Annotated in this window: 19 protein-coding genes; 12 read left to right on the forward strand and 7 right to left on the reverse strand. The window is 37.2% G+C overall.

All coding sequences use genetic code 11. The annotated features are described in order from the left end of the window. A partial coding sequence (locus BUA71_RS17005; protein ID WP_072881930.1) for an N-acetylmuramoyl-L-alanine amidase family protein occupies nt 1–579 on the forward strand: 579 nt, incomplete at its 5' end. A gap of 161 nt (nt 580–740) precedes the next feature. On the opposite strand, the gene BUA71_RS17010 is transcribed toward BUA71_RS17005, so the two are convergent. The 4 genes from BUA71_RS17010 to BUA71_RS17025 all read right to left on the reverse strand — a co-directional run bounded on the left by BUA71_RS17010 (nt 741) and on the right by BUA71_RS17025 (nt 3700). Continuing rightward, on the reverse strand, nt 741–1403 hold the full coding sequence (locus BUA71_RS17010; protein WP_072881931.1) for a P-loop NTPase family protein: 663 nt from the start codon (nt 1401–1403) through the stop codon (nt 741–743). Then, nucleotides 1387–2214, reverse strand: a complete 828-nt coding sequence (locus tag BUA71_RS17015; protein WP_072881932.1) for a hypothetical protein — start codon at nt 2212–2214, stop codon at nt 1387–1389. The genes BUA71_RS17010 and BUA71_RS17015 overlap by 17 nt, the downstream gene beginning before the upstream one ends. A 3-nt stretch (nt 2215–2217) precedes the next feature. Further along, on the reverse strand, nt 2218–2505 hold the full coding sequence (locus tag BUA71_RS17020) for a helix-turn-helix domain-containing protein (RefSeq protein ID WP_072881933.1): 288 nt from the start codon (nt 2503–2505) through the stop codon (nt 2218–2220). A gap of 379 nt (nt 2506–2884) precedes the next feature. Continuing rightward, nucleotides 2885–3700, reverse strand: coding sequence for an RteC domain-containing protein (locus BUA71_RS17025; protein ID WP_245812624.1), 816 nt, complete (start codon nt 3698–3700; stop codon nt 2885–2887). A gap of 364 nt (nt 3701–4064) precedes the next feature. On the opposite strand from BUA71_RS17025, the gene BUA71_RS18060 reads away from it, so the two are divergent. The 4 genes from BUA71_RS18060 to BUA71_RS17045 all read left to right on the forward strand — a co-directional run bounded on the left by BUA71_RS18060 (nt 4065) and on the right by BUA71_RS17045 (nt 6831). Continuing rightward, on the forward strand, nt 4065–4406 hold the full coding sequence (locus BUA71_RS18060) for a DUF7793 family protein (protein WP_072881975.1): 342 nt from the start codon (nt 4065–4067) through the stop codon (nt 4404–4406). Nucleotides 4407–4437: 31 nt separating this feature from the next. Continuing rightward, nucleotides 4438–5361 carry a helix-turn-helix domain-containing protein gene (locus BUA71_RS17035; protein WP_072881935.1) on the forward strand — a complete coding sequence of 308 codons (924 nt, stop codon included), beginning with the start codon at nt 4438–4440 and terminating at the stop codon, nt 5359–5361. A gap of 174 nt (nt 5362–5535) precedes the next feature. Further along, on the forward strand, nt 5536–6420 hold the full coding sequence (locus tag BUA71_RS17040; protein WP_072881936.1) for an IS982 family transposase: 885 nt from the start codon (nt 5536–5538) through the stop codon (nt 6418–6420). Nucleotides 6421–6555: 135 nt separating this feature from the next. Further along, the gene (locus BUA71_RS17045; protein ID WP_072881940.1) at nt 6556–6831 is read left to right on the forward strand and encodes a DUF6520 family protein; all 276 of its coding nucleotides are present in this window, start codon (nt 6556–6558) and stop codon (nt 6829–6831) included. A 94-nt stretch (nt 6832–6925) separates the two neighbouring features. Here BUA71_RS17045 and BUA71_RS17050 read toward each other — a convergent pair whose 3' ends face one another. The 3 genes from BUA71_RS17050 to BUA71_RS17060 are packed head-to-tail and all read right to left on the reverse strand — an operon-like array spanning nt 6926 to nt 14258. After that, complete coding sequence (locus BUA71_RS17050) at nt 6926–9814, reverse strand: M16 family metallopeptidase (protein ID WP_072881943.1); 2889 nt, start codon at nt 9812–9814, stop codon at nt 6926–6928. A 27-nt stretch (nt 9815–9841) separates the two neighbouring features. Next, nucleotides 9842–11248: a RagB/SusD family nutrient uptake outer membrane protein gene (locus BUA71_RS17055; protein ID WP_072881947.1), complete on the reverse strand. Its 1407-nt coding sequence runs from the start codon at nt 11246–11248 to the stop codon at nt 9842–9844. 10 nt (nt 11249–11258) lie between these two features. Beyond that, nucleotides 11259–14258: a SusC/RagA family TonB-linked outer membrane protein gene (locus BUA71_RS17060; RefSeq protein WP_072881951.1), complete on the reverse strand. Its 3000-nt coding sequence runs from the start codon at nt 14256–14258 to the stop codon at nt 11259–11261. Nucleotides 14259–14939: 681 nt separating this feature from the next. Here BUA71_RS17060 and BUA71_RS17065 point away from each other — a divergent pair. From BUA71_RS17065 to tnpC, 7 genes are all read left to right on the forward strand, one after another. Beyond that, on the forward strand, nt 14940–15200 hold the full coding sequence (locus tag BUA71_RS17065) for a hypothetical protein (RefSeq protein WP_139277121.1): 261 nt from the start codon (nt 14940–14942) through the stop codon (nt 15198–15200). 187 nt (nt 15201–15387) lie between these two features. Continuing rightward, nucleotides 15388–17508 carry a DEAD/DEAH box helicase gene (locus BUA71_RS17070; protein WP_072881958.1) on the forward strand — a complete coding sequence of 707 codons (2121 nt, stop codon included), beginning with the start codon at nt 15388–15390 and terminating at the stop codon, nt 17506–17508. Beyond that, on the forward strand, nt 17505–18155 hold the full coding sequence (locus tag BUA71_RS17075) for a DUF2290 domain-containing protein (protein ID WP_072881961.1): 651 nt from the start codon (nt 17505–17507) through the stop codon (nt 18153–18155). Before BUA71_RS17070 ends, BUA71_RS17075 begins: the two co-directional genes overlap by 4 nt. A 172-nt stretch (nt 18156–18327) precedes the next feature. After that, nucleotides 18328–18966 carry an alpha/beta hydrolase gene (locus BUA71_RS17080; RefSeq protein ID WP_072881965.1) on the forward strand — a complete coding sequence of 213 codons (639 nt, stop codon included), beginning with the start codon at nt 18328–18330 and terminating at the stop codon, nt 18964–18966. Nucleotides 18967–19122: 156 nt separating this feature from the next. Further along, entirely contained in the window at nt 19123–19401 is a 279-nt protein-coding gene (gene tnpA / locus BUA71_RS17085) for an IS66 family insertion sequence element accessory protein TnpA (protein ID WP_072881969.1), read from the forward strand. After that, entirely contained in the window at nt 19401–19742 is a 342-nt protein-coding gene (tnpB, locus tag BUA71_RS17090) for an IS66 family insertion sequence element accessory protein TnpB (protein ID WP_072881971.1), read from the forward strand. Before tnpA ends, tnpB begins: the two co-directional genes overlap by 1 nt. 74 nt (nt 19743–19816) lie before the next feature. After that, nucleotides 19817–21064: IS66 family transposase (gene tnpC / locus BUA71_RS17095; RefSeq protein WP_072881973.1), on the forward strand; the 1248-nt coding region annotated here is incomplete at its 3' end.

Here is a 21064-nt window from a genome sequence, read left to right on the forward strand (position 1 = left end):
TTCGTTTTTGGACAAGAGATGGGCACTCAAAAAAGAATAATTATAGATGTAGGACACGGCGGAAAAGATTCTGGCGCAATTGGTATCAATGGCATTCTGGAAAAGGATGTTGTAATGAATGTTGCTAATGAAATCTTGAAGCTTAACAAGGAACTGGAAGATCCGCTCGATATGTACTTGACCCGGTACAGCGACACCTTGATCTCCCTATCGCATAGAACTAAGTTGGCCGCTACCCTAAATGTTGATCTGTTTATCTCGTTGCACTGTAATCATTCCGATAATCCAAACGCCAGGGGCGTTGAAGTTTATGTGGCAGGGGTAGAATTTAAATACTCAGACGAATCGGTCTGGTTTGCTTTTCAGTTGCAGGGAGCACTCAATAAAGAATTAGGTTTTGAAAGCAGGGGTGTAAAGTTTGACAACTTCCAGGTGTTACGAGAAACGACTGGTACCGCTGTTGCCCTTCTTTTGGAATTGGGGTTTTTAAGTAATTGGGATGAAGCTCTTTATTTATCAAGACCTGCCAGCATTAAAAGCCTGGCACAGATAGTATATCAGCATTTACGCAACCTCTAAAAAGCTAACTATGAAAACATTATGGCATAAAATCTTTCAAAATCTTCAAGCTATTCTTAAACGCTGTATCTTGGAAATTCTAAAAATCAAGCCTTTTAAAAAGAATTAGAAAGTATTCTCTGGTAATCAGGGGAAAGGTTAAATAGATTGGCTTTGAATCTTTATTTACGTTTATCCTGACTGTGCTCTTCAAAAGCAATTAGGTTAAATAACTCCCGCATTCGACTTCGTACCCGACTCCCATAGCGGTTCTCGAGCTCTTCCGCATTGAGGTTAGTAGTGGCATGAGTTTTTAGTTTATTCCTGGTATCCAGATATAGTTCGTAACGAGAAAGCAAAACTTCGCCCATCACGTTGAGATCTTTGCCATAAAATCTTCCGGCCGGTTCCACGCCCAGATCATCAAAACAATAGAATCTAGAATCTCCATAATCTTCAATGGTTTTAAAACCAAGATGGTTAAAACTAAAAGTTACATTCCGGCAGGGGATCATTTCATAAGGGCGTTGCCTGGGAACAAGGTGGCGCAGTAATTTCATGATACTCGTTTTTCCACAGCCAATGGGACCGGAGAGCAAAATGCCCTTGCTTAGATCTATGGCGTGTTTTTCACAGCTTCGGCTATCCCTTATAAAATAAGAGCACAACTTTAAGAGCAGGGGTTTATCCTTTTTGTAGATTTTAAAATCTCTTCCAAAAAGCAACTTGCCTTTAGCATCCAGGTAAATTAGGATTTTTGAAAAATCGTAGCTTACTTGATTGCCATCAAACTCCCCCAGGGAATATTCCACGCCACCTTCGATAATTTTAGAGGGGTTGTCCATAATTTTTAGTATTAGAGGTTTTTAAATGATCCCAATCCTGATGACTCTTTTGAAGAGAGGCTACGCTTTTACCCGCTTTTTTTCTTTTTTGGTATTGTTTGGAGCGGGTTATCCAATTTTTGGCCAACGCCTGCCAATTTTGAACCGTTGCCCCATCTCGGGTTCGCCAATTATTGGCACTATAATACTCAAAAAACTTTTTTCCTTCTTCAGCATTAAAACCATGTTCTTCAAAAAAATTAAAAACAGCCTGCCTGTCATTTGGTTTATTTATGTTTATAGTTTTAGTATTGTTTATATTAGATACCAGCGCTTGTCCATTTTTGGGACGGTAGTGGTTCAAAGCTTGTTCATTAATGGGACGCTCCCGTGCTGTTGCTTGTTCATTTTTGGGAGGGTTGCAGTTCATTACCGGTTCATCGTTGGGATAGTAGTGTGCCGCGAGCTGTTCTAATTCGGGACTGTAAGCTTTTGACGCTTCAGCATCATTTCTGGGTACGACCGGTTCCAATTCCGTGTTGATTTCAAGAATCAGCATCTTGATCTTACTTCCCTTAAATGGATTGTTCGAGGGAAAATACGTGATATAACTCCATTTGTGTAAATCCCTAAGACAACGATGGTAGGTGGAATTGGAGCCAATTTTGGCTTTTTGCATCACTTCCCGGCGCCATACATAAAAATCCTTTGCGAAACGGGTGCTGTTCCATTCCTGGAACAGCGCTAAATATAAACTCACATGACTGGGGTTTAAACGGTCATCCTCGTAGAAAGTTTCAAAAGCTGCTTGTAGTGTTTTTATATAATTCATCGCTTAAAAGTTTAGTCCGTGTTGCACGCGATTGTCATCCATAACTTTTTGAATTTCTGCGGCGTCATAATAAATAATACCCCCTATTTTGGTGTAAGGCAAGGTGCCGTTGACCCTTAAGTTTTGGAGGGTTCCGGGACTTACTTGCAAGAGGTCCATAACAGCTGCCGATTTCAGGTATTTCTTGCTACTTATTGGAGCTTGTTGCTGATTTAGAAGGTTTTTAATGTCTTCGAGCAATTCCATTTTGAATTCCCGAAGATCGTCGGTGGTGATAATACTTGTTGGCATAAGACATTGATTTTAAAGAAAGGGACTACCAAATTGTGTAAACCTTTTAAATGATAGCCCCTGACCTGGTTTGACTTTCGTTCTACGAATTTGATAAAGATTATGCGCATTCTTTCGTAAGGGATATCGTAACTACGATAAACTTTAACATTGGTAATATTTGCCTGAAATTGCGTTAAGATAAAGGGCTGACCATTAGAAATATTGCCATAAATTTCTAAAAATGGCCTATTACTGTCCTTGCTTCGAAAAGTCGTAATCCGAAGCATCTACCGAAAAAAAGTACAGAAAAGTAAGGGGTATGAAAAGGTAAAAAGTTGCTTGTTTAAAAGGAAGTATTTTGTAAACGGAAGACGTTTTTAGGTGGTTGAGCCGCTGCTTAGAGCTCATCATCGCGTCGCATTCTGTGTTCCAGGTGAACAATAAGTTTATGCAGGTACTGGGTTAGATCGCCTTTCCTGGCTTTAAGTTCTGCGTATGTTTTATACGTGTTTAATTTCGTATTGAAAAAACTTTCAAAAGCACTGGTTATTGTTTGTAGTTCTACGGCGCCGTGGTTGATATCGCCCACTGCGTGTAAAGCATAAATAAGTTCCACCAGGGCAGTTTTAGACCCCGTCCACAGTAATAGTTTGGGTTGATTTTGCTGGGCGATATAAATATTATCGGGTTTTAATTGTTGTATCGCGTCCCGTATGTAATGGATAAACCGGTACATCGCCTGTATTTTAGCCCAAAGCATATCGTGTGAGGTAGAGAATTCAGGGTATTGGTAATAATTAATGGTTGGGGCGAAAGGAAAATTCTCCAAATTATGCCTGGTAAAATATACGTGATCAAGATAGTTATAGGACTGCTCCATATAATTGACGAAGTCATTATTTTGGGTAAAAAACTCGTTGATCTTTTTTACCTCTTTTTCTAAATAATGAATTTTTGGATCGATCCCGGCTTTGGGGATGTTAAGTTCGCAAGTCCTGATTTCGGTAAAGTAGATCAGGTAGCTCATCGGGATGGGCTTGATGTTCTTAAAAAACGCTATTTCTTCGGCGGCGTCTTCAAAATCCTCCTTCGCTACCCTTTCTTGGAGTTTGGTCAGCGTTTTATTGCACAGCCTAATCCCCAATTCGGCTTTCTTTAGCGAAGTTTCTTCCGAATTGATGATCTGCTCTATCTGTTCTGTGAATGTGGTCATCGTTTGCTCGAACATAGGATTCGTATTGAGGGAAAACAAATAAAACCGTTGCTGGGCTATTTTCAATATGCTTTTGATATAGTAGGGTTAAAAATTTTATCGCGAGAAGAGTTATTCACCTCACATTTAAATACAAATTATATCAAAATAGCATTAATTTCATCTATAAATCTCCATTAATTACTCTTAATTCTTATAATTGACAAGTCAACTGCAATAATGTATAACAAAAATCACAAAAGATTCTTTTATATTTGAATTTCTCCTAAATCCAGTGAACCCTATAAACTGTGTATTAGGATATTATAAAGTTGGTATACACACATTGGTTATGTCTATTTATTCTGAAAATAAACAGGCCGTGATGGAACTCAGGGAGGGTATTTTATTTTTTACCTTTAAATCAAATACTGTACTTGACCAGGAATCGGCCAAAACAATCGTTAAGGAAAGGCTTCTATTTCAAGAACGAAAAGTATATCCAGTTTTCTGTAACATTAGTGGGGTTCAGAGTCTCGATAACTCCGCCTTGAAATTTCTATTTCATGAGGGAATCGTATATATCAAGGCACTTAGCCTTTTTTCGGATATTCCTTTAGCAGCACGCATTGGTGAATTCTATCTTAGAACCAACCCGATTGCCATTCCCTGCAGATTCTTCACAAATAGGATGCACGCAATAACTTTTTTAAAACCCTATAAATAATGAAATGATATAATAACTTTAATCTTTTAATATGGAACGGGAAATTAACAGAGTGAATTTACGAGGTGTTTACCGCATGATTAGTGAAATAGCTAAGGGAAACTTCTCTTTTAAAATAAAAAGATCGAATCATACCGATGAATTGGAAGGCCTTATTGCCCAATTTAATATGATGGCCGAACAATTAAACGCCAAGAGACATCTTTTCTTATGGCTCAACCGAACCCAGGAAATCTTCTTTATAAAATCCGCAACTTTCTTGCTGGACGAGCAATTGAAAATTAGGGGGTTTAGCTTTGAACATCCCCACAACGAAATACCTCCCAAAGATTTAATATTAAACCTAGCCTTTAATAATATACTGGTAGAAAGTTCGAAAAGTAAATGGCGAAATGCTCTGGACAAACTTAATCGAAAACCAAATACAGCAATATCCTGCAATCTGGATTATCGTTTCGATGAACATCTCAAAATCAATGTGCATACGGTAATTACATCCTTTACTACTCCAACCAATGAAAACAAAATAATGGTGCATAGTTTTCATATGGACATCCGGGACAAAAATAACAAGACACCTTTTACCCCATCCCAGAATTCCAATATAAAGTTTTACTCCAGAACGGATCAACTGCTTTTTCAAAAAGTTCATATCTACATTATGAATAATCTGGACATTATACTTCCTTCCGAAAAAACCATTGCACAAAAATTTGACACCAACGCCCATAAAGTTAGAAAAGGGTTTAAAGACTTATATGGTTTATCAGTTTCTAAGTACCATGCTAAACAGCGCGTGGAACGGGCAAAATTTTTAATTGAAAACACAGAATTATCATTAAAGGAAATCAGTGCTAAAATGGGATTTAATTCCTACCCGCATTTCTCTAAAAATTTCAAAGGCATAACAGGTCAAAATCCATCAAATTTCAAAACAGCAACTCAAATACAATAAATTTTAACAGTATACTGAGGATTTTGACAAGACAACTAAAATTATGGATAAGTAATATTTACAATCTTTACAATACCCGTTGGGTGAAACTATTTAGTTGAATAAAACAAAAAAAGATATTGGTTAAGATGCTGAATTTCAGTATCTTAAAGTCGCTAAACAAAACCAATATCTATGTCAAATATAGCAATAAATTACCAAAAAGTATTAGAAGTTCTAAGTTCTTTGAATATTGAAACAACTCATCGGCCAAAGGTTGGCAGGCCACCAAAGATGAGTGACATCGAAGTCGTTGCGCTCAGTCTTACAGCTGAATATATGTCCATCGATAGTGAAAATAACCTTTTTGAAAATATTGATGATACCCATATCAAGAACCTTTTGGAAAGGAGCCAGTTTAATAAGAGACGTAGGGCGCTCTTTGGGTTTAATGAAGTCGTCCGGCAGAGGCTGGCAGCTTTTTTCCTAGAGTTTGAGAATTGCTTTCTCATCGACAGTATGCCATTGGAAATATGCAAGTTCGCACGGCACCTGCGGATAAAAATATGCAGAGAAGATTTTGCCACCGCCCCAGAAAAGGGCTACTGTGCCTCGCAAGGCAGTTGGTTCTTTGGCTACAAGCTTCATGGGGTCTGCTCATTATCGGGGGTGTTTCATTCGTTGGACATTACCAAGGCAAATGTACACGACATACATATGCTCAAGGATGTAAAGTACCAGATTAGCGATTGCTTGTTGCTGGGAGATAAAGGTTATCTCTCATCCAATCAACAGTTAGACCTCTTTGAGACAGCCAAAATTAAACTTGAAACGCCTATGAGAAGAAACCAGAAAGGATATAAGAAGCAACCCTATGTGTTCAGAAAATCCAGAAAAAGGATCGAGACCCTCTTCTCACAGTTGTGTGACCAGTTTATGATAAGGCGCAACTACGCCAAGTCTTTTGAAGGGTTCAAAACTAGAATACTGGCTAAGATAACAGCGTTGACAATGGTTCAATACATCAATAAGTTTATATTTGACAGACCAATTAACAACATAAAAATTAAAATCACTTAATTACACCCAACAGGTTTTACAATTGAAAATAATACAAATAATTAGAATCAAAAATATTATTGCGCGATGATGCAGGTCGAAGCCGATTTCCTGCTTTACAACGGCATTTTTTATTAACTTATAAATTTTAATATTATGAAATATGTAAAAATGATTTTACCGATAATGGCAGTGATTTTTGCCATTGGATTTAGCTTTGCGACTTCTTCAATGGAAGATGATCCCTCCACTGACTATATTATAATCGACGGTGATTTCCAGTCCATAGATATGGAGCTTAATTGTGGTGAAGGGGATATTAATTGTAGAGTTCAATTGGAACCGGAAGGACCAGAGTATCTGGTTTATGATGACGAAGATCTCAATACCTTAAAACAAGGTAGTGGAGGAGTCATTAGACTATATGAATAAATATAGAGAACTGAGATAGCATACCGGTACCCGTTTCCGGTATGCTTTTTCCTCTTTACCTTTGACATTAACCACCGATGGATCTTGTTTTTGGTTAGTCATCATTAATCATAACGAATTCAAATAGATTTTCCTGCTTACAATATTTATTAGCAACTTCCACTATATCCTCAATGGTTAGAGATTGTACATACTTTTCTACTTCTATGGGGTCCTGCCAGGGACTGCTATAGCGGTAATGTTCATATAATCTTTCCTGCATTTTCCTGGATTTATACGCCTTTTCTTCTTTATAAATAGAGTGCATTCTTTTAAGCCCATTTTTGAACCTTTTATCAGTAATTGAGCCGGATTTCACTTCTGCGATAATCTGCCTGGCTTCTTTTTGTATTAACGGCAAATCATCTTGAGTACAATTAAAATTAAAGCCTATTTCATAACGATTCATATCCTTGTTGAATATTCCAAAGGCTCCAATATGGTACAGGCCATAGCCTTTCTCATAGCGTAAAGCCCAGGCTTTTTCGCGCAGAACTCCGCCTAAAGCTTGTATTCTAATTTGTTCCCTCCAGTTTTCTGCATTAATATCCTGTATAAATCGCAAGGAATATTTATGGTTCTTTATGGAATAATAATCCGGGGTCAGGATTTTTTCAAAAAATGGGCCTTGTGTTGAAATATCAGTCACTTTTCTTAAGGAAGAACAACTATCGCGATTGTCATTATTAGGCAAGTTGCCCAAATATTTTTGAACTATGGGTAAAATTGAATCTACCTCAAATTTTCCACTGATTAAAAAAGTAAAATCAGCGGCACGGCTAAAAAGCTTTTTATAATTCTCATAGGCCACTTTCAAATTTGTTTTCTCTACACCTTCAAAACGTTTGGTACCTTCAAGTACCCTAGTTGCACTACCCAAAGGTCCTCTTTTAATAACATGATCTCCGGTTGCCTTCCTAATAGCTGAATAGAAATCAGTTGAAATGATACTACTGGAATTAGGGTTGTGGTAGTTTGTCCTTTCCATTCGCTTCCAGTCCTCAAAGGCTATGGTGTCCATACGAGGTGAAGTAAAATAAAGATAAATTAGTTGAAGGGTTTTTTCTAAATCCCCTATACTTGTACGTCCACTAATACCCGTTTCGTCGTACCCAATATAGGGTGATACCTGGAGGCTCGTATTCTCTAGCATACGTTGTAACGAAAACTTATCCATAGTTCCTACTCCTGAATTTTTTACGATTTGTGGTGCAAGTAGGGTAGAATAGTGGTCTTTTTCAATAAAACATGATGCCCCATAAGTATTAAAACCTTGAATCATAATTTTATCAGCATAGGATCCAGGGGTGGGGGTGTAGGACTTCATGACCACCCGAACCCCATTATTTAATATCACTTCTCGAGCACCAGGAACCTTTGTATCTCTCACTAGATAATTCTTCTTCCTTAATTTTGCTGTTTCGTCAGGACTCATGAATCTCTCAGGTATAACCGGAACTTTATAAATCTTTGGCATTTTCTGGTAAGCTTCTTTTATCCATGAGCGGATTTCGCTTTCGGTATGGGATAAAACTTTATCTCCTGTTGGAGCTATAATTCCAATATCTTCCGGTGTTTTGGAAAGAAACTCAAAAATATATTTATTGAATTGATCTAGCGATAAACCAGATAGCCATTTTTCTAAGTGTTCAAATTTATTGGATGGGAATGCCTCACCATATTTATAATGACGAGCTATTCCCTCTATCCAGTATCGCTTGTCTTCCTTATTCTTTTTATCCAGATAGAGAAGTTGTTCCTTCTTTAGGTATTCCCATTCCGTTTTTTCTAATCCGTAATGCTGCATTTGATGCAGAACCTCGATTATTTTTTGTAGTTCCAGTTTAATTTCGTTAGTTGTAGTAATCGTTACGGCCATTGCTGGGGGCAAATCAAATTGATCGAAAAAATTGATAACACTGGCACTAGAAGCATTATATTCATTTGTGGCTTCTTTGATGCGAAGGCCTACTGCATCCTTTAACAACCGTAATTTCATTAATTGTTTTACCCCATCTAAAGTACGCAACTGTGATAGTATTGTCGAATCCCTGAATACCATTTGAAACGCAACGGATTCATTGAAGCGTTGGTTTACCGTATCGGTTCCTCGCTCCACAATTTTAAATTGCTTCGGGCGATCATAGTAAAGAGCGTCATAGTCCTCAAGTTCTCTTGATTTTTTATGGGTAGAAATACTGGAAAAATGTCTCTTGATTAACTTTTCCAGGTGGTCTGGGTTATTAATATTTCCTACAATACTTATTGCCATAAATTCAGGACGATACCAGTCCTTATAAAATTTTCTAAGGCTCTCCGGTTTGAATTTTTGATTATGTATAAAAAAATCATCCAGGGGTTTTACCCCGGGAAATAGAGCTGCTCTTAACTTTGCCTCTGCAAAAAGGTCATCGGAAGCGGTACCATTCATTAAGATAAATTCCTCTCTTAATTCACCACGAACCTGATTAATATCATCCTCTTTCAGCAAAAGGCCATTGGCTATATCTTTGAACCACACTAAGCCTTTTCCTAGTATTTCTGGATTATCCTTAGGGACGTTAAATGCATATTGAACCATTCTTGTTCCCGTATTTCCAGTAATATCATACCTTCCCATATTCTTCTCCTGAAGTTTGCTATTGGTAATACCGTGGGGAAAGTTCTTAGAACTTTTAAAAGCCATATGTTCCACCGCATGGGCAATATTAAGCTGGTGCTGATCTTCCTGAAGATTACCCGCCAGGACATACAAATTCAAAGTCAGGTTTGAATTGGACTTCGGGATAGCTTTTATGTAATAGGTAAAACCATTGGCTAAGCGACCATAACGTATACTTGGGTCTAAAGATGCGATATCTTCCCCTGAGCCTTCCATAGGTTGAGCACCGGCGTCATATAGGGACAAAAAAGCTATAATTAGAAGTAATATTTGTTTTCTCATTTTATATATCTTAAAGGGACTCAAGCTCTAATACCCCTGATTTTGTTCAAGGTTTGGATTTTTGATACGTTCTTCTTCCGGTATGGGGTATAATACATCTGTATTTTCCCATAATGGACTATCTGATGATAGCACATCAACCTTTCTGGTACGTTTTAAATCCAACCAACGATGTCCCCATTCAGCAAACAACTCTTTTGATCTTTCTTCCTGGATTATATCCATCAATTCTTCCCTACTCACTGATGGATTAGTTTCTTCAATAAGGTCCAGATTTGCCCTTTTACGAATGATATTAACATCCGCTATCGCTTCGTCTAATTTTCCTTGCATAAGCAGGGCCTCCGAACGAATTAAATATTGTTCGGCTAATCGAAGTACCATGGAGTATTCGGTTACTGGTTCCGAACTATTTCTTATCTTATATTTAAAAGGATGGTAGGCACTCACCCTCTGATGAAAAGCAATCCAATGGTTCATTCGATTATCTGTATCTGAAAAGTGCCCCACAAAATCTTCAGATAATTTTATGCGTGATAAAACAGGAAGTGAAGGGTGAATTATAAAAACCGAACCCTCATTGGTATTTGTGGATCCGCTTCCCTTTCCTATGGGGGATATCTGCCAAATGGCTTCCCTACTATTTGCCAAGAAAACTTCATTCAGATTATCCAAAATTTCATAGGTGCCCGACTGTGAGATTACTTCACTACTCAGCTTTTCAGCCAATTCCCATTTTTCCTGGAATAAATATACTCTGGCCAATAAAGCTTTTGCTGCAAAGGCATTTACCTGGGTGCGTTCGCCATTTAAGTATTCTTCACCTAAAAGTCCCGCTGCCTCATTAAGGTCCATTTCAATCTGTTGGTAAACTTCCGTTATGGGATGGCGGCCACTTAGGGAATTCTCTTTGTAATTGGTCGAAAGTAATAAAGGGACATCCCCGTATAGGTTAACCAGGTAGAAATAAGTAAAAGCTCTCACGAATCTTGCCTCTCCTTCCAGTTGTTTATGAACCGTTTCTGTAATCTGCTCCGACCTGGCCAAGCCTTCTAAAAGTGAATTGCTCATATAAATGAGGTTATAAGCACCAGACCAGAGATTAAGGTTTTGGAGATTCGAAGGTTGGATTTCGTGCTCTTGAAATTCCAGGTAGGACTGAAAAGATGAAGAAGTAGTTCTTAATTCTAAAATATCAGAGGATAAATCGCCTAAAACCGTATAACTGCCAAGCCTACCCGAAGTGAGAGAGGCAAAGCTCATTTGGTTGTAAATACCCGTCATAGCGCTCCTAGCGATTTGGTCATTATTAAAAATTACCTCACTTCCTATTTTGTGATCGGGGGCTTCAATTTCAACATAATCTTCACAGGAAGATATGCAGCAGTAGATTACAATTACTATGAATCGTTTGATATATATTGTTAGTTTCATATTTTCCATTTTAAAAATTAAGTTGTACTCCACCGCTTACGGTACGCAAAGCTGCAAAAGAAGTACCCAGGCCCGGTAATTCCGGGTCCATACCGCTATACGATGTGATGACAAATAGGTTTTGACCGCTAAGAAATAGTTTACAAGATCTTGCTCCAAATACTTGCATTATATCGGCAGGTAGGGTATATCCAAGAGAAATAGTCTTTAATCGTAAAAAGGAAGCATCTTCTAATGGAAATCCTGAAAGCAAAACACGGGAATATGCCGAAGAAGCTTCCAGGGAACGAGATATTCTTTGAAACCTGCTTCCGTTATCAAGGGCTTGCATCACTTCGGAACGCTGATTATTCAACGTCCCGGCATTAAAAAGGGAACCAATACTTCCCTCTTGTTTTACAAAATCAAATAAAAATTGAAGGGAAAAATTTTTATAATTTAAATTGTTATTCAAGCCCCCATAAAAGCTTCTGGTCCGATCCTGTATGACTACACGGTCTTCATAATCGAAGCTACCATCTTCATTTATATCAGTTACTTTATACAATCCGGTTTCCGTATCAATCCCCTCGTATTGATACAGTAATGATATATCAAGTGGATGACCAACCCTATACGTATTAACATAAGAAGACTGTTCGATATCCGGATAGCTTAGGAGCTTGTTTTTTGGTAAAGTAAAATTAAACGAGCTCTGCCAGGTAAAATCATTGGAACTGATATTTCGTGATGATACTTCGATCTCCCAACCTGTATTTTGCACTGTAGCTGGTAAATTTGCCTGAACCGAGGTAAACCCTGTCATTGCCGGTAAAGCATATCCCACAAGTTGGTTAGAAGACCGATTTCGGTACCAACTTACTCCTACATTAATCCGATCCTGAACAAATCCCAGTTCGATAGCAGCTTCTAATTTTTTATTTACTTCCCAAGAGTAATCAGGATTGGACAGTTGAACGGGGTATATTCCTCCTGGACCACTGGTAGCCTCGTAAGCATCAAGGTATCCATAATCCCCGATTTGATCACTTCCGGTGGTTCCGTAACTACTCCTTACTTTACCGAAGCTCAAAAACGAAAATCTATCTTTTAAAAAAGGTTCTTCCAAAAATAGCCAGGCGGCCCCCACGGCACCAAAATTTGCAAACCGCTTTCCGGGACCAAAACGAGAAGAGCCGTCCCTTCTTCCGGTAAGATTGATGTAATATTTTTCTTTCAGGTTATAGCCTAAACGTGCAAAAACAGCATTATACTTATACTCGATGTTTCTACTGGTACCATTAATAGTAGTTTCCGCAGCATCTAGATTACCTATCAAAGCTTCCGCCACATACCCCAAGCCCTGTATGCCTAATCTACTGTTCATACTTTTCTGAAAGGTCACCCCTAATAAGGCATCAATCTTTCCTTCTCCAATTTTATCACTATAAACTAGTTGTGGCTCAATTATGTAGGATTTTCTATTAGACTGAAAATGACTGGACCGATTTTCGGTAGACTCCCAAGAGCTAGGATTATAAGATTTTTTGGGTATTTTTAATAATTCCTCGCTATGATAGCTGGTGTATCCTAAATTTGCTTTAAACCTTAGACCGGCAATGATTTGATAGGAAACTCCTAAGTTTGCATTTAATCTGGTTGTTTGAGTTTCGCTATTATTATAAAAACCTTGAAGGGGGTTATTTAAGCCTACCTGTGTCCATTCTTCCCAATGCAGGCTGCCGTCCTCATTAAAAACTGAAGGAGCATTTGGAGGCAAGCGGAATGTGCCCGATGAAAGATCCACATTTCCTACTGACTTATTAATATCTTCCCCATAGTTAACCGAAAGATTGATATCTAACTTCTTATCATCAGAAATATGGTTCAAGTTAAAACCTGCGGTAAATTTACTGTAATCATATGCTCCGGGGTATACGGTACCCTGATTATGGTATGAACTTCCTATACGAAAAGAGGTATTTTCGCTTCCCCCTGATGCGGAAAGATTCAGGTCTGTTACCGGAGAATTACCCCCAAAGAGAAATTCCTGCCAGTCAGTATATCTATTCTGATCCCAAATTAAAAGATCATAGGCATTACTTTCGGTAGGTTCAGTGTCATCATTTTCAAATGCTTTTTCTCTGATTTGTATATATTGAGGTGTGCTTAGCAGATCAAGCCTATTAGGAACAGTGGAAATACCCGTATAGGCTTTTGCCTCTAGCTCAATTTTACCAATCCCACCTTTTTTGGTGGTGATCAGAACCACCCCATTAGCTCCCCGTGAACCGTAAATGGCAGTGGCATCGGCATCTTTTAGCACTTCTATACTTTCGATATTGGATACATTTAGATTGTTTAATGGATCTATTCCTGTATTCCCCAATAAAGAATTACTTTCTACCGGTGTAGCATTGATAGGAACACCATCTATAATATATAATGGGTAATTTCCTTCTTCCCGTAAGCTGTTAGTTCCTCTTATCCTTATCGTAGGTGCCATACCGGGATGGCTACCCCCAGAGGTGACTTCTACCCCCGCCATTCTTCCCTGCAATGCTTGCAGGGGACTCACCACCGGTTGGTTTTCAATCTCTTCTTCAGTAACTCTCGAAATATTTCCAGTTCGTTCTCGTTCTGTAGTATTGTAATAACCAGCATTAATTTTTACTTCGCCAAGGGCAGCAATATCCTCTTCTAATTGAATACTAATTTCTTCGTTGTTATCTACCGGGATTTCTACAGTTTTATATCCTAAATAGGAGAAGATTAAAGTGCCATTTGCCGGAGCATTGATGGTATATTCTCCATCCAGGTTAGTTACTGTTCCCCTATTAGTATTTTTAACAGTTACAGTTACCCCCGGAATAGGAAGGCCGTTTTGATCTTGTACTACACCTGAAACTTCCTGTTGTTGAAAGAGTGGCAGGGTACTAGTTGCTGCATTAGCAGTTTTGGACAGGAAGAAGAATATCCCGACTATAATAATTAGTGCCATCCATTTAAGGCGCGAGTAATTATTTTTCATAATTTTGTGTGGTATTTAAGTGAAACATTGTTTTACTTAAGCTTAGGCCTCCCCTACTCAGACGCCAATCTTTAGTAAGGGAAGGCTTTGAGCTTAATTCAAATAGTCCCCAATACATTTTTTAAAAAACAAAGGGGTTTCCGGCTCCCTATAGCCGAAATTGTAAACCTATTACTAATGTTCCCAAAGCCTTTTTAGGGGCTTTTCCCAACCCACGCTGTAAAAAATATAGGGTATCACAGCACCCACGGGATTGTAAAAATTTTGGCCTGTCCCGCAACAAGCTTAAGATTAGACAAACTTTTAGATAACCAAAACAGTTATTTTGGTGTTGCGGAACTTAAAAATTGTAGAAAATCACTTTGAAATTATGAAGAGAAACGACTTGGTTTTCAAAAACAAAAAAGGCGTGAAAACTCAACTTATTGACTTGAGGTACTGGTATACCTTGTACACAATAAGTGAGCTCACGCCCGGGTCGTGAGCATTTCACCTATCATCTCGTGTACTAAAAATTACCAGTTTTCAAGTCGAGATTCAAAGCGAATGCTTCTAATATTTTACTTTAAGAAGTTTCGCAAATATAATAATATGAGGTAAATATAATAAATTATTTTATTTATTACCGTATTCGGTAATAAAATTTTTACCGTGATCCTTCAAATTGCAGAAAAGCAAAATATGAAGGACAATAAAACGGAAGAAATTAAAACATTAATTGCAGGTAGATTGAAACAAATTAAAGGAGATATATCTTATAACGAGATATCAGGAAAGTGCCATACTACAGCAGCAAGAATTAGTGATGTAGCCAATAATAATATTGATTGTCAGCTAACCACTTTGATCGATATTGCAATTGGCTTAAGGATACACCCAAAAGATTTATTTAATATTGATTTTGATTTTAAAAAATTCTATCAAGATCTGGACGGGAAATAATTCGCTGTATGGTTTTCATAATTTTTTTTTAATTTAAAGTTTTATAGGCATTAAAATTGGGTTTGTCCTGGCTTATCTCTGTTTAAATTTAATCAGAATATAACGAGTTGTGTGTAATCCAGTGGATAATTATCTGGCATCAATATTTATTCTCTATTTTTGTCTTACAAGTAAATTTAAATCATAAATGAGTCAATTAAATATTGTAAGAGGGGATATAAAAAATAAACCCGAATCTTCGAGACAACTTATAAATTTCTTCGAACCAATTAAATCAAAATTTGAAGGCACTTTATATATCGGATATCCAATAATTGGTACTTCTCAAGGAGGTTTTCAGATTGACGCACTATTATTGACTAAAGAAACCGGCTTGGTAGTATTCAATATTGTGGAAGGAACTGATAATGCTATAAACTATATTGAAATTCAAGATGAAAATTACACCAAACTAGCATCTAAATTACTTCAACATACAAGTTTAACGAAGAAAAGAAAACTTGCAATTGACATTAAAACTGTAACATATGCTCCTGCCTGGAAAAATGCTAATCAAATAGGCGAAGATCATAATTGTGTTATTGATAATGCCTCCTTGAAAGAGTATATTGAATCACTGGATTCAGAAGACTCTACTTATTACGAAAAAAGTCTTTCAGTTCTTCAATCAATAACTTCTATAAGAAAAAATAAATCTAGAGAATATTTAAAAAAGAATTCATCCAGAGGAAGTAAACTTAAAAATCTTGAAGACTCAATCGCTAACTTAGACAGTCAGCAAAGTTCAGCTGTAATTGAAACAGTAGAAGGAGTTCAAAGAATAAGAGGTTTAGCTGGATCCGGAAAGACAATAATCTTAGCGTTAAAAGTTGCATATCTACATGCGAAAAATCCAAATTGGAAAATAGCGGTTACTTTTAATACTAGGTCGCTAAAAGATCAATTTAGAAAATATATAACCTTATTTAGTTATGAACATTTGAATGAAGAACCTAATTGGGATAATATTGATATTATTCATGCCTGGGGTACTCCATCCTCTGAAGGAATATATTTTAATCTATGTAAAGAATATAATATTGAATTCTATGACTTTAAAGTTGCAAAAAGTTTAACCTCAATTTATGGTAAAGAATTCGACAAGGTTTGTGAAAAGGCTCTCAGTGAAATTCCTGAATTCAGGAAAAAATATGACCTTCTTGTTATAGATGAAGCTCAGGATTTTTCAAAGGATTTTTTAAAGATTTGCTACAATATCCTTGGAGACCCAAAGAGACTTGTTTATGCTTATGATGAATTACAAAGTTTAAACACTAAAACAATGGCGTCACCCGAAGAGATTTTTGGTAATGATCAAAATGGTGAACCATTAGTAAAATTGATTAATGAGGAGAATCAACCAAAACAGGATATTATTCTTTATAAATGTTATAGAAATTCTTTAGAGATTTTGACGACCGCACATGCCCTTGGTTTTGGGATTTATAGAGAATCAGGTTTGGTACAAATGTTTGAGAATTCAGAATTATGGAAGGATATCGGTTATAATGTTTTGGAAGGGAAATTAGAAGAAGGAGAAAAAGTTAAATTAAAAAGAAATAGTGAAACCAGTCCAGACTTTCTTTCTGACCATTCCCCAGTAGATGATTTAATAAAATTTGAAGTTTTTGAAAATAATCAAAATCAAGTTGATTACGTAGTTGATGAGATAGTTAAGAATATTAAGGAGGAAGAACTTAGATTAGATGATATTATGGTAATCAACCCTAACCCGCTAACAACTAAATCACTTGTAGGAGCTTTCAGGAAAAAGTTATATGATAAAGGAATTAACTCCAGTTTGGCGGGAGTAACTGATTCTCCTGATATTTTTTATAATCAAGATACCATTACATTTACTGGAATTTATAGGGCCAAAGGTAATGAAGCTGCCATGGTTTATATTATAAACTCACAATATTGTTTTGAAGGGGTTGAACTTGCTAAAAAAAGAAATATTCTATTTACAGCTATGACTAGGAGTAAAGCCTGGGTTAAAGTTTGTGGATATGGTAATGATATGGCCGGTTTGAAAAGTGAATTTGAAAAAGTAAAGGAAAATAATTTTGCCTTATTTTTTAAGTACCCGACAGAAGAAGAGCGGAAACATATGAATATAGTAAATAGAGATATGTCCGCCCAAGAGAAAAATAGGATTCAGAAGAATCAACAAAATTTAGGCGATCTATTAAAAGATTTAAGTGAAGGTAAAATCCGTAAAGAAGATATACCACAAGAGCTTCTTGATAAGTTGAGAAACCTTTTATGATGACGAAGGCTGAGATTATCAACCAAATCAACGACGTTACTTCTAGTTTAATTGAAGTTAATTTATCTGAAGAACAGAATTTTCCGGCTGAAAAGGACGGTTTGATTTATATATCTGGGAATCATGATATATCTATTTCCTTAAGAAATATTTCCTATGCGGACATTTATGATATTTTAAGAGACGGAAAAAATTATAATGTCAAACTAATCGATGGAGCACTCATTCAAATGATGTATTCTTTTGATAATGAGCAGAATTTAAAAAAATATCGCTTAGCTTTTTTTCCATCTCCAAGTTTGGAAGAATTTCAGAATAATAGTGAGTTATATGAAATAGATGAAATCTACGCGGATATTGTTCATAAAAATATAATTACTACGCCTCTAAGGTTTGATTTTGATCCTTCAAATCATGAAGTGATACATCATCCCTCCTCACATCTTACTATTGGTCAATACAAAAATTGCAGAATACCTTTACATAAACCAATAACTCCTTATATTTTTATTGATTTCATTCTTAGAAATTTTTACAATACAGCAAGAAATAAATTTTCTGAAAAGCTCTCATTTGATAAAACTAATAATTTTGACTATTGCATTAATGATTTAGAAAGAGAGATTCTGCATTTATCTATTTCCTAAGAAGGTTTCAAGCCTGGACTTGATACAGCATAGACGAATCCTGGTCAATAGAAGGCAATGTTGAACGAAAATAATTGATTTGACCAACAAACAAATACTAAGGCGAAAAAATTGCATTCCTAAATCTGCTTCTCACGGCAGTTGCCCACTATTTGAAAAAAATCATCGTTTAATGAAAAGCATCTTATTAGTTAGATTTGTTTTTTGCTCCACATTATATGCGTGCGGACAATCAAACGATGACAGATTTATTTTCTTTCTACATAACCGCTTTTTGGAAGAACACGGCCTTGATGAATCGCATCCAGAATTTGGGAGGATCGAGTATGAAGAAATCTTAGAAGAATTTGAAAAAGAAGGTTTAAAAGTCATTAGTGAAAAGAGGAACGGCAATGTGAACGCTCGAAACTATGCTCTCAAAATTGAAACCCAAATAGACAGTTTGATTTCAAATGGAACCGATCCTGAAAAAATAACAGTAGTAGGAACTTCAAAAGGTGGCTATATAGCGCAATATGTTTCAACTTTCGCAAATAACCCCAAATTAAATTTTGTTTTTGTGGCAAGTTATAGGAATACCGATTTGGAAGCTATACCGGAAATAAATTATTGCGGCAATATTTTAACCATTTATGAAGAAAGCGACCCGTTTGGCGTTTCAGCAATTAAAAGAAAAGAAAACTCAAGTTGTAAAATCAGGCACTTTAAAGAAGTGGAATTAAGTACCGGATTAGGACATGGATTCTTGCTTAAACCACTAAAGGAATGGATTGAACCGACGATAGAATGGGCAAAAGGGAATTATAATTAAGGCCAATAGATAACAAAGAAGCTTCATCGCCAATAAACGGTAGCGTTAGAAAGAAAATAATTAACTTGACCAAACCAATACTAAGTGTATCCATCCCACCAAGCACGTATTGCTAGAGTGCAATCCTGTATATAGCTTTGCTCAAAAATAACTACCATGAGTAAAGAACAAGAAATGTTTGCCTTGATCGATGAATTTGAAAATAGCCCTTTAAACGCAAGAAACTTCTGTAAAACAAAAGGTGTTGTCCCCTCAACTTTCTATTATTGGAAGAAAAAGAAAGCTGGGAAGGAATCACCAGAAACTAGTGGTTTTATAACCATCAGTCCTAAAGTCGAAACTGGAAGTCTGGAACTCATTTATCCCAATGGGATCAGGTTAAGACTGGAGGATTCTCAACTTGAATTAATTAGTAAACTTATCAGGCTTTATTAATGTTTGCATTAAGCTCGTTCCATACCTATTACTTTTATCGAAAGGCCTGTGATATGCGAAAATCCTTTAATGGCTTGAGCGGACTGGTAAACAACGAGATGGGCAGGGAACCCACTAGTGGGGATGTTTTTATATTTTTGAACCGTAACCGTACTCATCTTAAGCTCTTGCACTGGGAAGCCGGGGGTTTTGTATTGTATTATAAACGCCTGGAACAAGGCAGTTTTACCCCGCCGGTTTTCAAGGAAACTTCCTCCACAATTACCTGGTCCCAACTGGTACTTATGGTAGAAGGACTACAGGTGAAAAAGGCCCATCAGAAACTAAGGTATCCAAGATAAAAAAGTGATAAGAACCCAGTAAAAACAAGGGTTTGCAGTAGGTTTAAAACAGGGGTTTTTTGTATCTTTACGCTATGCAAGAACCCTTGGAAAACCTTACTAAAGACCAGCTTTTGGCACTCCTGAAGAAGGAGGCAAAAAAGAGGGGGAAAGCTGAAAAAAGTGTTTCTAAAAAGGAACAAGAAGTTAAAAAAGCACAGCATAAAATTGCTGATCTGAAATTTCAGATAGCATATTACAAACGCCTGGCATTTGGTCAAAAGAGAGAACGCTTCGAGGGGGATAAAAACCAGATGAGCCTTCCTTTTGAAATGGAGCCGGAAAAGGCGGAACAACAAGAAGCCGAGTTAAAAGAAAAGCTCACTTACGAGCGCCGCAAGAAAACTTCCGCACATAAAGGAAGAATGCCATTACCAAGCCATCTTCCGGTAGAAGAGATTGATATCTATCCGAAAGAGGATATTACCGATATGGTGTGTATTGGCAAAGAAGTAACCGATGAGCTGGAATACGAGCCTGCCAAATACTATATTAAACGCTATATCCGCTATAAGTATGCTCCTAAAAGTAAAGACGAAGTGGTCATCGGGGAACTTCCCGAGCGGGTGATCGAAAAGGGTGTTCCTGGAGCCGGGTTATTGGCTTCTATTTTGGTCGATAAATACCAAGATCACCTTCCGCTGTACCGGCAACTCCAACGTTTTAAAAGAGCCAACATCCCTATAGCATCTTCCACCTTGGAAGGCTGGACTCGGCAAAGCCTCAAAATCATCGACATCCTTTATCAGCACCTGTTGGAAGATATTCGATCCAAAGGCTATCTGCAAAGTGATGAAACACCCATAAAGGTAATGGACCCGGCTAAAAAGGGAAAAACACATCAAGGCTATTATTGGGTACATCATTGCCCAATGGATGGCAGCGTACTCTTTGATTACCAGCCCGGGCGTAGCCGAGAGGCTGCCAATCATGTATTGGCTAATTTTAAGGGCTACCTTCAAAGTGATGGCTATGCCGTGTATGATAAAATCGGAAAACGTGAAGGGGTTACCCACCTAAACTGCTGGGCCCATGCCCGAAGGGAATTTGATAAAGCAAAAGATAATGATAGGGAGCGTGCTGAAACAGCTTTGACCTTCATCCAGAAACTCTATGCGGTAGAAGCCCAGGCACGAGAGGATAACTTAAATCCGGACCAGCGTAAATCCCTGCGACTGGAAAAAGCACTACCCGTTATCAATGAATTTGGGAAATGGATGTTTGCTCAGATGAAGCATCAGCTAATCCTTCCCAAGAGTCCAATCGGAAAAGCCTTCCGGTAT

The organism is Salegentibacter echinorum, assembly GCF_900129445.1.
In the GTDB taxonomy this organism is placed as follows: Bacteria; Bacteroidota; Bacteroidia; order Flavobacteriales; family Flavobacteriaceae; genus Salegentibacter; species Salegentibacter echinorum.

Coding starts and splice junctions, on each gene's coding strand:
- BUA71_RS17010 (WP_072881931.1), bottom strand. CDS start 1,403: ATGGACAACCCCTCTAAAATTATCGAAGGTGGCGTGGAATATTCCCTG.
- BUA71_RS17015 (WP_072881932.1), bottom strand. CDS start 2,214: ATGAATTATATAAAAACACTACAAGCAGCTTTTGAAACTTTCTACGAG.
- BUA71_RS17020 (WP_072881933.1), bottom strand. CDS start 2,505: ATGCCAACAAGTATTATCACCACCGACGATCTTCGGGAATTCAAAATG.
- BUA71_RS17025 (WP_245812624.1), bottom strand. CDS start 3,700: ATGACCACATTCACAGAACAGATAGAGCAGATCATCAATTCGGAAGAA.
- BUA71_RS18060 (WP_072881975.1), top strand. CDS start 4,065: ATGGAACTCAGGGAGGGTATTTTATTTTTTACCTTTAAATCAAATACT.
- BUA71_RS17035 (WP_072881935.1), top strand. CDS start 4,438: ATGGAACGGGAAATTAACAGAGTGAATTTACGAGGTGTTTACCGCATG.
- BUA71_RS17040 (WP_072881936.1), top strand. CDS start 5,536: ATGTCAAATATAGCAATAAATTACCAAAAAGTATTAGAAGTTCTAAGT.
- BUA71_RS17045 (WP_072881940.1), top strand. CDS start 6,556: ATGAAATATGTAAAAATGATTTTACCGATAATGGCAGTGATTTTTGCC.
- BUA71_RS17050 (WP_072881943.1), bottom strand. CDS start 9,814: ATGAGAAAACAAATATTACTTCTAATTATAGCTTTTTTGTCCCTATAT.
- BUA71_RS17055 (WP_072881947.1), bottom strand. CDS start 11,248: ATGAAACTAACAATATATATCAAACGATTCATAGTAATTGTAATCTAC.
- BUA71_RS17060 (WP_072881951.1), bottom strand. CDS start 14,258: ATGAAAAATAATTACTCGCGCCTTAAATGGATGGCACTAATTATTATA.
- BUA71_RS17065 (WP_139277121.1), top strand. CDS start 14,940: ATGAAGGACAATAAAACGGAAGAAATTAAAACATTAATTGCAGGTAGA.
- BUA71_RS17070 (WP_072881958.1), top strand. CDS start 15,388: ATGAGTCAATTAAATATTGTAAGAGGGGATATAAAAAATAAACCCGAA.
- BUA71_RS17075 (WP_072881961.1), top strand. CDS start 17,505: ATGATGACGAAGGCTGAGATTATCAACCAAATCAACGACGTTACTTCT.
- BUA71_RS17080 (WP_072881965.1), top strand. CDS start 18,328: ATGAAAAGCATCTTATTAGTTAGATTTGTTTTTTGCTCCACATTATAT.
- tnpA (WP_072881969.1), top strand. CDS start 19,123: ATGAGTAAAGAACAAGAAATGTTTGCCTTGATCGATGAATTTGAAAAT.
- tnpB (WP_072881971.1), top strand. CDS start 19,401: ATGTTTGCATTAAGCTCGTTCCATACCTATTACTTTTATCGAAAGGCC.